At 61.6% G+C, this 12,511-nt stretch carries 7 protein-coding genes and 3 pseudogenes; 3 read left to right on the forward strand and 7 right to left on the reverse strand.

Annotated features, from left to right (window positions below; translation table 11 throughout):
• The 6 genes and pseudogenes from LG661_RS22770 to LG661_RS22795 form a co-directional block, all read right to left on the reverse strand.
• A partial coding sequence (locus LG661_RS22770; protein ID WP_230534285.1) for a beta strand repeat-containing protein occupies nt 1-5,250 on the reverse strand: 5,250 nt, incomplete at its 3' end.
• A 766-nt stretch (nt 5,251-6,016) separates the two neighbouring features.
• Entirely contained in the window at nt 6,017-6,367 is a 351-nt protein-coding gene (locus tag LG661_RS22775) for an AraC-like ligand-binding domain-containing protein (RefSeq protein ID WP_230534286.1), read from the reverse strand.
• Between the two features lie 100 nt (nt 6,368-6,467).
• Nucleotides 6,468-6,602, reverse strand: a pseudogene (locus LG661_RS22780) (RidA family protein); the annotation flags it as partial.
• A 107-nt stretch (nt 6,603-6,709) separates the two neighbouring features.
• Nucleotides 6,710-7,963: a DUF5996 family protein gene (locus tag LG661_RS22785; RefSeq protein WP_230534287.1), complete on the reverse strand. Its 1,254-nt coding sequence runs from the start codon at nt 7,961-7,963 to the stop codon at nt 6,710-6,712.
• Between the two features lie 55 nt (nt 7,964-8,018).
• Entirely contained in the window at nt 8,019-8,954 is a 936-nt protein-coding gene (locus tag LG661_RS22790) for a pirin family protein (RefSeq protein WP_230534288.1), read from the reverse strand.
• A gap of 161 nt (nt 8,955-9,115) precedes the next feature.
• Nucleotides 9,116-9,766: a hydrolase gene (locus tag LG661_RS22795; RefSeq protein ID WP_230534289.1), complete on the reverse strand. Its 651-nt coding sequence runs from the start codon at nt 9,764-9,766 to the stop codon at nt 9,116-9,118.
• 152 nt (nt 9,767-9,918) lie between these two features.
• On the opposite strand from LG661_RS22795, the gene LG661_RS22800 reads away from it, so the two are divergent.
• Nucleotides 9,919-10,803, forward strand: a complete 885-nt coding sequence (locus LG661_RS22800; protein WP_230534290.1) for a LysR family transcriptional regulator — start codon at nt 9,919-9,921, stop codon at nt 10,801-10,803.
• A gap of 59 nt (nt 10,804-10,862) precedes the next feature.
• Here LG661_RS22800 and LG661_RS22805 read toward each other — a convergent pair.
• Nucleotides 10,863-11,207, reverse strand: a pseudogene (locus LG661_RS22805) (zinc-binding dehydrogenase); the annotation flags it as partial.
• Nucleotides 11,208-11,368: 161 nt separating this feature from the next.
• On the opposite strand from LG661_RS22805, the gene LG661_RS25175 reads away from it, so the two are divergent.
• On the forward strand, nt 11,369-11,494 hold the full coding sequence (locus tag LG661_RS25175; protein WP_268995508.1) for a hypothetical protein: 126 nt from the start codon (nt 11,369-11,371) through the stop codon (nt 11,492-11,494).
• Nucleotides 11,495-11,533: 39 nt separating this feature from the next.
• Nucleotides 11,534-12,211 (forward strand): annotated as a pseudogene (locus LG661_RS22810) (carbon-nitrogen hydrolase family protein).
• The last annotated feature ends 300 nt before the right edge of the window (nt 12,212-12,511 follow it).

The raw sequence follows: 12,511 nt of genomic DNA on the forward strand, positions 1-12,511 counted from the left end.
GACGTCGCCGTCTGTCTCGCTCCGGCTTCCCCTCACGACCGGGATCGTCACCACCTGTGAGACTGAGCCGTCGCCATTGACGGTCTCAGTGCGGCCCACGTCCACACCGTCGATCACATCCGCATCCTTCGTGCCGGTAACGACGACGGTCACAGTGTGCATCGTGCCGTCAAGCGACTTGACGGTGAACGTCTCCTGCCGGACCTCTCCCTCGCGCAGGGCCTGCACGGCCGCGCCGGCATTGTCCAGGGTATAGGTCCATTGGCCCGTGGCTGCATCGAAGGCGAAAGTGCCGTAGGTGCCCGTCACGTCCGCCTGGGCCTGGAAGCCTGCCTCGCCGTCCTCGGCATCAGTGACCGTCAGGGTGCCGCTTGCCACCAGGGCAGCATCCTCGACCACGGCACCCGTCGCCGTGCCGGCAATGACGGCAGCATCGTTCACGGGCGAGACGGTGATGGCGAACGTCTGGCCCGTTCTGACGACACCTGCGGCATCGGTAACGGAGAAGCCGAAGCTGTCGGAGGAAGCCTCGGCGCCGCCATGGGTAAAGGTAATCAGGCCGCTGTCGATGTCCTGCTGGGTGAACGTGCCGTTGAGACCTAACGCAACGCCACCCTTGTGCAGTACGCCGTGAGACGGAAGCGTCGTGAGCGTGAAGATGATCTGGGCCGGATCAGGCGTCTCGACATCGGTCGCCGTCAGCATGCTCGCGCTGATCACGGTGCCGGTTGACCCTTCGGCCACCGTGGCCCCCGTGTTGGTCGACACCGTCGGCAGGCTGTCGATCAGCAGCATCCGTTCAACCACGATGCTGTCCTGGGTGGCGGCATCGCCGCTGTCGTCCCGCTCGGAGAAGGTGATGGTCCGGGGCGAGGCGTCAGGGGACGAGGCATCGTTGTTGTAGGAGATACCCCGTAGTACCTGCTCGTACGCGGCAACGGAAGCCGTGCCCGTGACCGTCAGGACGCCAGTCGCACCATTGTAGACCACGGTCAGGCCATGAGCGAGGGCCACACTCACTGCCGTCGAGGTCAAGCCAAGCAACTCGCTGGTGCCATTGGGGCGGGAGGACAGCGTGATGATTGCCTGCGTCAGGTTCGCGCTGTCGGTGTCCGAAAGCTCGATCGCCGGGTCCAGGCTGGCCGGGCCCGCACCAGGGGTGAAGACGGCCGGGCCGGTGGTCGGCACTGCCACAGGCCGATCATTGACACCGGTCAGCAGGATGGAGCTGGGGAGAGGCGCAGAGGTTTTGTTCTCCGTCCCGTCGTCCGTCACCCGGATCTCGACCAGGCGCGTGTTGTCCGTCCCCGCTGCCGTCGGATCCTCGCTGGTGGACGCGAAGGTGACGGAGCGCAGCGCCGTCTCTATCTGCGCGCGGGATCCGGTGCCGGTCAGCGTCAGCACGCCGGTGGCGGCATCATAGGACGCAGTAAAGGGTCCGGGCGTGCCGACCGCAAGCACGTCGCCCGCTCTGAAGTCCGAAAGGGTGACGCTGGCGCCGATGATGTTGCTGCTGTCCACGTCCGAGATCGTGAGGCTCGCGGCCACCGCGACAGGCGCGTTCCCCTCGGCCCAGCTGACTGTGGCAGCCCCCGTGAGAACCGGTGCATCGTTGACGGGAGTGATCCTGACGATGAGGTCGTCGCTGTCCGCCTGCGCGCCGCCAGAGCCGGTATTCCCGTGGTCACTGATCGATACGTGCACATTCACCTCGCCGCTGGCGTTGAGCGCGCCCGTGTAGGTCAGGTTGCTCGCGGCGATGTAGGCGTTGATGTCGGCCACGGTGCCCGTCAACGTGATTGCGGCTGCAGTGCCACCTATGGTCACGCCGCCGCCGCTCGCCCCGGCGAGCATCCCCTCGGGCACGGAGAAGGTGACGGTCACCGATCCTGATGCGGCATCGGCATCCGACACGGTGATCCCCGTCAGGGCGACCGGCACGTCCTCTGAGGCCATCATTATCGCGGGCACCGTGACGGTGGGCACGTCATTGACTGCGGTAATGCCCAGGTTGATGGTGGTAGTGTCGCTCAGTGCGCCACCGCCGGAATTCCCATTGTCATTGATCGAGACCGTCAGCACCCTGGTGGTGGTGTCGTTCGGAGCCGGCGCATAGACCACGCCGTTGGCCGCAAGGAAGGCGTTGATGTCGGTGATCGTGCCGGTCAGCGTCAGGGCCGATGCGCTTCCGCCGACCGTCACTCCGGGGGCGCTGATCGCGGATAGCGATCCCGCCGGCACGCTGAAGGTTACAGTGACAGGGGCCGAACCCGCATCGGCATCGGAGAATGAGATGCCGGTCAGCGGCGTCGGTGTGTCCTCCATCACCGAGATGCTGGCCGGCGCCGTCGCCACCGGCGCATCATTCACCGGGGTCGCACTCAACGTGATGGCCCCATCCTCCGGACCCATGCCGGCGGCATCGCGGATGCGGGTGGTGATGGTGACGTCCTGATCCCAGTTGGGTGCAGGCGTGAACTGCACGGCAGCCAGCGCATCGTTCACATCAGTGACAGACCCGGTGACCGTCCACACCCCGATCCCGGCGTTGAAGGTCGCGGTCGCGGAGCCGTAGGTTCCGACGGACAGGAAACCTGCCGCAGGGTTGCTCAAGGTGAGCGTCGCCGTGATGACCTCGCCGGCATTGGGATCGGTAACGACGATGTCGCCGAGATTCACAGAGGCGCCGTCTTCGGTGAAGCCAAGCGCCTGCGTCAGGTTCGTGGCCGTCGGCGCGACAGGAGTATCCGCAACGACGAAGTCGTAAAAGGTGCCCGACACGTTCACGGCCACGAAGTTGCCTGAAGCGTCCTGGAAGACGCTTCCATCCCATCGAACAGAGATCGTCTTCCCTTCAGGAAGGAGGACGCTGGGATTGATCGTGATCGCGTCGGTTCCCCATCCGGTGATGGCCGGAGAGTTGTAGGGGATCAACTCGAGGACCGTGCCGTCCGTCTGGTTGTAGAGGATGATGTTCCCGCCAGCTCCTGTCACGACAGGCTCGCTGAAGCGCAGTGTGATGTTGTCCCCGGGCTGAACGGTGGTCGAGTTGTCGGCGGGCGTCGATGCGGAGGGGGTTGCGGCCGGGGCTGTCGCATCGATGGTGACGGTCGTCCCGGAGGAGACGGGGCTGAGGTTGCCTGCTGCGTCCTCGGCCCGTGTCGTGAACGTGTAGGTCCCGGAAGACAGGTTGGATGCCGTGACGGTCCAGTTGCCTGCCCCATCCGCGGTCGCCGTGCCGACCAGCAGGCCATCGGCATAGAGCCGGACGGTAGAACCTGCCTCTGCCGTGCCGGAGAAGGTCGGGGTTGTGTCGCTGGTCAGGTTGTCCGTGCTGGACGCTCCGGCATCGCTGCCGTCTACCAGATCCGGGGCGGATGGTGCGGCGGGGGCCACGGTGTCGATGGTGACGGTCAAGGCCGCCGATTCGCTCACGTTCCCGGCAGAATCGGTTGTGCGAACAGTGTACGCGTGGGTGCCTGAGATCGGTGTGGATGGCGTGATGGTCCAGTTGCCGGAGTCATCCGTCACGCCGCTGCCGATCTCGACGCCGTCGGCATAGAGCCTGACGACTGATGCGAGCTCGGCACCCGAGCCGGTGAAGGTCGGGGTGGTGTCAATGGTGATGTTGTCGGAGTTGGACCTTCCAGTATCACTGCCCGAAACGAGGTCCGGCGTGGCAGGCACGGCAGGAGGGGTCCTGTCGACGGTCAACCACAGAGTGGCCGACACCGGCCCGAAGTTGCCTGCCTCATCGAGACCACGAGCCTTGTACACCCGGGTTCCCTCATCGAGGTCGGAGGTCGGGGTGATGCTCCATGTGCCGTCGGACCCAACCGTGAAGGTTCCCAAGAGGTCGTTAAAGGGATCCGTGGGATTGCCGTTGCCGACATAATCGATGAACAGGTACACGACCGTACCGGCCGGTGCCGTACCCGTGAAGGTCGGCCTGGCGATGTTCGTGGTGTTGTCGGTGTTCGAGTCTCCGGTGTCGGATGCCGTTGCCAGGTCCGGGGCCGAGACGGTCGGTCCCGAAGTATCGATGGTGACGGTCGTGCCGGGAGAGGGATCGCTGAGGTTGCCCGCCGCGTCCTGGACCCGGGCGCTGTACGTGAACGTTCCCGCCCCCAGGGACATGGCCGTGACGGTCCAGTTGCCGGAACCGTTCACCGTCGCGCTTCCGACCTCGAGACCGTCGGCGTAGAGATGGACGGTCGTACCCGGCTCCCCCGTTCCCGAGAAGGTCGGGGTGGCGTCGTTGGTTAGGTTGTCCGTGTTGGAAATTCCAGTGTCGCTGCCTGCCGCAAGGTCGGGAACCGACGGTGCGACAGGGGCAATGGCATCGACGTACACCCCGGCTGTGGCGGGGATGCCGTTCAGTGTCAACGTCGCGTCGTTGCCTGCCGCATCCTTGAGCGTGCTGCCGTTGAGTTGGAGGGACGAGGTGCCGAGAGCGATGCCGTTCGAATCCACGTCCCCGGTCTGCACGACGTACCGGAACGTCAGTGTACCCGTCCCGGAGCCTGACTGGTAGTTTGCGTAGACGGTGACCCCTCCGACGTCGATCGCAATGCGCGGAGCACCGCCAGAGGTATCGACCGTCACGGCCTCATCAAAGTTGACGGTGAAGTTGAGCGCCTGACCTGCGGCGTAGGTGCCGTTGGTGGGGGCGGAAACGGATATGACGGAGGGGCCGACCATATCTGCTGGCGGCACTGGAGGGCCGATGACGATTTCATCGAGGGCAAGATAATTGACCTTGCCTAGGCCATCGATCTCGTCAGGGTTCGTGATGCGAATCTCATCGACGTACTGGAAGATCGAGGACGTGAGTCCATTGGAGTAGCTAAACGTCTCGTTATAGACGCTTGTGTCGATTTCAAGGGTAACCGAACCCAGGCTATCACCATTCAGGAAACCCTCGATCGTTACCCTGGACTGGACTCCCTGGTGGTCGATCAAGTCTATACCCTGGAATGAGAACTCGGATCCGTCCGCACTCCTGATAACGATGACCGGGTCGCCGGCTTCAAGGTCCCCGACGATCCCGTCGAGAGGCGTCGTGATCACTCCCTCAAGGTGTTTGTCGCTGTATATCCAACTGATGTCCCTCTTCTGAAGGCTTTCGTCCGCCGAGTAAATCTCAATGGTCCTGCCCGGGATGTCCGTGGAGCCACCTGTCCCATCCGTCGGGGTAGTGCCGAGGTCCGTCTCGTTCACGGTTTGAAAATCGATGGTGTCGCTCGCCATTGCTGCCCCAGCTGCGTCCTGTAAGACGCCAGTTCCTTCAAAGGGACATAGTCCCTTGGATCCAATTTCTCAGTTTTCGGGGCGCATGCTCAACACGCCCCTGACACAAGGTCAACGCGTCCTAAGCCGCAGGGAAACATGTCAGACGTTGCGTGGTACTAATTGAAACCATTCCAAAGGTCGTGAATTCCCTTTCCATTCTATAGGCGTAGGTTCCTAGTCGCACGTTGTGAGCCGGCTATCTCACGTCCGCGCCTCAGCAATTTACAGACTGCTTGTGGTAAATGCGCCACGCCCTGGAACGCAGGCGGACCGATAGAACCGAGCCGTGCAATCCGCCGGCCTCGCTTCCCGCGCCATGAGTCGGCCCATCCTCAAACCCTGTCTCCAAGACTGGGTCCTCCCCGCTCGCCACCAACGAGTTTCCTCCTGTGAGCGGGTCCGGTCCAGAGACAGGATGAGGCGCCGGTCGGGCAGATGTCCGGTGCGGGTCAATCCTTCACCTTCCGACCTCTCAATGAAAGTCGGCCTTCCCCGGCGAAGCGGACTAACCTCTTTGGTCCGGGGAGTGCCATTTGCCGACCTACAAAGGATCTTTACAGATACCCGAAAGGTGACGTTCATCCAGGCTTGCTGACCAGGGACGCGGGTCCGGTCACTCATGTGCCTCCTGCCAGTGCGGNCATTTGCCGACCTACAAAGGATCTTTACAGATACCCGAAAGGTGACGTTCATCCAGGCTTGCTGACCAGGGACGCGGGTCCGGTCACTCATGTGCCTCCTGCCAGTGCGGATATGTGACGTAGGCAGTGATTGCCCCCTCCTCGTGCGACCGGATGGTGACCGCCTCGCCCTGAGGCATATAGACGAACTCGCCCGGACCGGCGGTGACCGAGCCGGCACTCGACGTGACCGACAGGCTCCCCTCAAGCACCACCATGACATCGTGCACGGCAAGGGTTTCGTCGATGCTCTGGTGGGGTCCATAGCGGCCGTAGCCGATGGTGATCGGCCCACCGTGGCGCTGGTCGATCACATTGCCCGCGAACACCTCCCCATCTTGGCCAGGCGAGCGCTCGAACGATGCGTCGGCGATTGAGAACTTGCGAACAGTCATGGGAATCGCTCCGTTTTGGGCCAGGAGTTTGATAGGTCACGATACTTGCCCACTGAAGGACGTATTTGAATCAAACGCGTGATCAAAATCCGGTGGTGGTTTAGGCTGCCGCTGGGATCCGCGCAATTGCCTTGATCTCGAAATCAAAGACTGCAAGCCAGTTCACTCCTACTGCGGTCCAGTTCGGATAAGGCTTCTCAGGAAACACCTTGTCTTTGACAGACATGACATCCTCCAACGATGTCAGGTGCAGGTGGCTCATAGTGTGGCCTCTCGCTTGATGCCGCTTGGCAATTGCCTCCAGGCCAAAGCTCAGCAGGTCCGATTCCATCGCCGTCAGACCTATGAACGACGCAATACGTCCTGCCATTCCGGATGTCGGCCAATCTGCGCCTTCGCAAATGGGCAGAGTGGAATGATGGCGACACCTTCGCGCCGGGCATCCTCGATCGCCTGTCGCACCAGTCGTTCGCCGACTTTGCGGCCACGCAAGACCGCGGGAACTTCGGTATGGTCGATGATGATCAGGCCATTACCAGCCCGGCTGTAAGTCATTTCGGCTTCAGCACCGTCGATGACGATCCGGTAGCGCCCCTTCGATGCGCTATCTTCCCGCTCGATCGTCCCGTCGATTATCGAAGGCGCATCCTTCGCCAATTCGGCATCGGGCGGGCGCACTTGGCGCGGCCGTCCTTGCGCACATTCCAGCAGGTCGCGGTCCCATCCTCCGAGGTCGGCCGCAGCCTCGTAGGTCGAGACTAGGAATGCCATGAGGGCTTCGTCCGGGTCGGAAGCTGACTGCACCGCTTGGTAGGGGAGGATGAACTCCGATAGGCCGTCGTGCCAGAACGCGGCATCGGGTCTGACTGCCGCGCTCCTGAAGCCGTTCGGCGCTGGATAGGCGTAGGCGTAGAAGGCAGGATAGTCGATACCCCCGCCGCCCGGCCAGAATCCGGCTGATGAGACCTCACGGTCATAGGCCTCCTGCGCCACATCGTCGGGCAAGGCGGGAATGCCGCCGGGGTGGAGCGGCGCGCGGCGTCCCGAAAACCGGGTGACAGCCAGATCGAAACTGCCCCAGAAGAGGTGAACTGGGCTGGATTTGCCAAGAAAGGACGTGCGGAACCGATTGAAGACCTTATCTACCGCCACAGACGCCTGATGAAAGCGTTGAACAGCGTCGCGGTCATAGGGCCTGTCGCGATGATCTTCGGCGAAGGGTACCGGGTTGGGTACCTCGTTCGGTTGCCCGTTGAAGGTCGGCGTGCCGCCGAGTTCCGAAACCAACTGCACGAAACTGCCGTGGAACGCCGCGACCGTGGTCGGCCCTAGCGGGATCGAAGCGTTGCGGCCTTCGCCGCTGGTGCCGACGACCTTATGTTCCAAAAGGTCGAACAGGATCTCGATGCCCGGGCCGTCGGGGATCGGCGAGGATGCCAGGCCACTAGGCGTGACATAAAAGGTCGCGTTCCACGAATGGTTTAGCCACGGTGAATGAGCAAGCCGGTATTTGCCGGCAACCTGCAGGTAGAGATGCAGGGCGGAACAGGTTTCGCGCCAGCTGAGATAGTCGAGGTGAGGCCACTTGTTAGTCATTCCGCTTTTTCTCCATCCAACATCTGCTCTGTACGGGAGCCGGCATAAGCGCCGGTCAGTCCGGCAGAGGAATGTGCTCGTCCCGGTCATCGATCGGCAGATCGAAGCGTCCCTTGCCCCAGTTCTGGGCGCGCCATTCGGCCTTGGCCTCTTCGATGCGCTCCTGGGACGAGGCGACAAAGTTCCACCAGATGTAACGCGCTCCGCTGAGCGTGGCGCCGCCTAGGATCATCAACCGCGCGCCTTGGTCACCGGCCGCGACCGTGATCCTGTCGCCGGGGCGGAAGACTATCATCTGCGGTGCATGGAAATCCTGACCGGCGATCGAGATCGAGCCCTCGACGATGTAGATGCTCCGGTCTTCGTGATCGTCCGGCATCGGCAGCCGGCGTCCGGGTTCGAGCTTCACATCAGCGTAGAACGTCTCCGAGAACATCCTGGCCGGCGCGACCTTGCCGTAGGCGTTGCCTAGGATGAGCCGAACCGAAACCCCGTGGTCTTCGATCATCGGCAGCACGTCTTTGCTATGGTGCTCGAACGTGGGTTCCATGTCCTCGTGTCTTTCCGGCAGAGCCAGCCAGGTCTGGATCCCAAACAAGCTGTTCGGGCCGGTTCGTGCAGCCGCGGTGGTGCGCTCCGAATGCGACACGCCGCGCCCGGCAACCATCCAGTTCAACTCACCCGGACGAATGATTTGGTCCGCTCCGGTGCTGTCGCGGTGATGGAAGTCGCCGCGGTAAAGGTAGGTGACCGTGCCAAGGCCGATATGCGGATGAGGCCGAACATCGATGCCGTGGCCGGTCAACAGCTCGGCCGGCCCAGCCTGGTCGAAGAAGATGAACGGCCCAACCATCTGCCGCTTCGGCGCTGGCAAAGCACGCCGAACCTCAAAGCCGCCAAGGTCGCGGGCCCGGGGAACGATGAGGGTTTCAATTGCGTCAAAGCCAACATCATCGGGACATCCCGGTTCGATTGCTGGGTTCCAGCTCATGCTCATGATCCTCTATTGCGTTGGTCGTACGGTGGTGGCGAAACGTACGCGCTGGTGGATGATACGATCCACCATGATGCCCTTGGGAAGGGTTGATGAGCGCCACTTGGGCAGATTTTTCGCAAAGCTCCTGCTTGGCACTCATCACCTGGATTAGATCATCATGCGCTCTTAGGAACGGGCGTGTTGAGCAACTGCTGTTCCCACAGGAACGCAATGCCGCTGCCGCCGGCATGCTGCACGACTACGTCCGTTATCTTTGCCGCAGTGTCCATTCGTGCCCAATCGCGCTGCCATTCAGACGCAACCGCCAGCCACGTCATCATGTTCGCGCCGGCCGCGATCATGCGGTGGATGGCGACCTCATGCGCTTCGACCGATGTGCCGCCCGATGCGTCAGTTACAACCGTTACATCCCAGCCTTCGCCAAGGGCTTGGATCGTCGGCATGGCGACGCAGACTTCAGTCCAGAGTCCGGCGATGATCAGCTGTTTGCGGCCGGTCGCCTTAACCGCATCCACTGTCGTCTTATCTTCCCACGTGTTGATGAACGTCCGGTCGATTATCTCCTGGCCTGGGAATACGTCTGCGATGTGGGGGAACAGGTTACCACCCCGCTCGGCGATCACGGTGGTCAGGATCGTGGGCACGCCGAAAGCCTTAGCTGCCTTAGCCAAACCCACAGTGTTGTTGATCACCATCTGCGGCTCGTGGCTGTTCAGGTTCGCAAGCTGGTAAGGCTGGTGGTCGATTAAAACCAGTACCGAATCTTCCGGGCGAAGGAGCGATGCGAGGCCGTTGCGAAAGTTCATCGAGCAATCCTCTACTGTCACTTGTGTGGTGAACGAACTGAACGGCTCGCGCTGACAGCGGCGCTGCCGGTGGCGCGAACACTCGCATTCCGCTCCATGATGCGGTAGTGCTCATTTTTGGTGAGCTGTGTCGCGAATCGGGGAACACCAACTTGGACATCGAAGAGCTGCATACTTTCGTCGAGGTTGCTGACGCCGGAGGTGTTTCGGCTGCCGCGGTGCGGCTTGGCGTCTCAAAGTCGATGGTGAGCCGGCGGCTCGTCCGGTTGGAAGAGGAACTGGGTGTCCAGCTTCTCGCAAGGACGACCCGAGGGGCGTCCCTCACTGAAGCGGGAAGCACGTTCCGGGATTATGCAGCCAGAGTCTGTGCGGAAATCGATGTGGCAAAAGAGACGATCCTGCCCGCCGGTGAGCTTCGCGGGCGCCTGCGCGTTGCTGCGCCGCTGTCATTCGGACCGACCCACTTCGCTCCCGTGCTGGCGGAAATGGCGCGACGCCACCCGCTCCTGCAAATCCAGACCTGCTACAGCGATCAAGTTGTCGATCTTGTCGCTGAGGGGTATGATTGCGCCATCCGGGTGGGTTATCTTCAGGACTCAAATCTGATCGCCAGACGCGTCGGGCCGATCTACGGGAAGCTCGTTGCGAGTCCTGACTATGTCGAGACACATGGTTCTCCCGAAAAGCCCGAGGATCTTGCTGCCCACCAGGCACTCATGCAGGGAACCGAAGCGTGGCAGTTTATGGATGGCGAGAAAATCATCACGGTCAATCCGCGAGGGCGCTTCAAGGCTGACAACGCTGTCGCTCTCGTAGCAGCCGCCGTAGCGGGCCTTGGGATCGCATACCTCCCCGATGGTATCACGGATGAGTACGTTGCTTCCGGCGCGCTTCTACCCGTTATGAAGCGCTATCCACCACCTCCGGCAGGGATCTATGTTGTTCGCCCCCCCGCTCAGTATCCCGTCCGTAAGGTGCGTGTCCTGACCGAAATGCTGATCGAGTGCTTCGATCATGGTGTGACCTCCGGAGGGTAACGCGCCGATAGCTCTACGCTGGGTTCGGAGTGCCGAGGCCGACGCAAATGATTTCTTCCTCAAGTTGACGGCATCATCACGACCCGGCCGAGAGGCTTCCCTGTCTCTGCATATTCATGAGCCTTCGACGCACCGCTCAGCGGGAACACCCGATCTATGACGACTTGAAAGCGCTTTTCGGCAGCGCTTTTGAGAAGTTCATTGACCGCGCTGTGCACGGCCGACCTCTCGCAAAGCGGACCCATGAACACGCCGAGCAGGATCTGATTGTTCTGCATCGGTTGCCACGTTTCGACTTGGAGTGTGCCGCCGGCATTACCAACGAACACGAGGCGGCCCTCGGGGGTGAGTGCTGAAAGTGAGGACTGCAGACTTGAGCCTACAGGAGCGATAACGAGGTCAGCGCCCCTGCCCCGGGGAACTGGTCGTTCGGTTCAATTGGGATTGCTGCCTTCGGATCTAGGTCTCAGGCGTGTCAGGAGCGGCCGCTTCGACGCTCTACGTTCCGGTGGATTGCGCGTCCTGCTGATTGCGCAGACTCAGACCGCCGCGCGATCATCCTGTCATGAGCATAGATTCGATCAAGATCGCCGTGGCCCAGAGCCTGATCACACCTGATGTCCGCGCCAATGGCAGCCACATCCGAGATCTCATGGCCCAGGCTGCGACGGAAGGGGCACGCTTGGTGTAGTTCACTGAGGGCGCTCTTTCAGGCTATAGCAAGGCGCAGATCCGGGATTGGAATGATGTCGACTGGAAGACGCTGAGCCAGGAACTGGAGCAGGTGGCGGCCCAAGCGCAGCGCCTTGGCATCTGGGTCGCACTGGGCTGCAACCATCAGCTCCCTCCGCCGAACCGCCCTCACAACAGCGTCCATGTCATCTCGGACAGGGGCAGGCTCGTCGGCCGATATAACAAGCGGTTCTGCTCGCACAGCGAGGTGACGGATTAGTACACCCCTGGATCCGCGCCCCTTGTGTTCGAGGTCGACAGCTTCCTGTTCGGCTTGGTGCTTTGCATCGAGGTCCAGTTCCCGGAGCTCTTTGCTGAGTACGAAGGGCTCGGTGTCGATTGCCTGCTGTTCTCGGCGTACAGCAAAGACCCGATGTATGGAATCCAGGCACAGGCTCATGCGGCCACGAACTGCTACTGGATTGGATTGGCGACACCTGCCCAATGCAGCAAGGGCTTGCCCAGCGCGGTGATAGGCCCGGATGGGTACGTCAGCTCACAGGCTCCGGCCACGGGCGAGGCTGCCGTTGTCTATTCGGTCCTCGACCGCCAAGATCAGCGTTATGAGATTGCGCTGACGAAGGCCCGTCCCTGGCGGGCACTGGCAAGGCGTGGCGACATATATCGGACAGGCATCCTCACGAATACTGGACTTACTGACAGGCATTCACTGTGAAGGATGCGGAGACCAGGGGAAGGTGGACATGGTTTGTCACTCCCCTGGCACAGGTTAATGCTTTGGTAGGTCCGAAATGGGTCAATCCTTCACCTTCCGACCTCTCAATGAAAGTCGGCCTTTCCCGGCGAAGCGGACTAACCTCTTTGGTCCGGGGAGTGCCAGAATCAGTCGTTCCGAGGTTAGTGAAATCTCGAATAAGTCAACGGGCGGAGCACTCAAGGCGGCCTATTGCTTCGCTCTTCAAGCATTGCTTAGGCTCAGGACCTATTAATTTGGGCTGAGGTGTGATTCAGAGTC

It is taken from the genome of Microvirga roseola (assembly GCF_020866965.1).
Classification (GTDB): Bacteria; Pseudomonadota; Alphaproteobacteria; order Rhizobiales; family Beijerinckiaceae; genus Microvirga; species Microvirga roseola.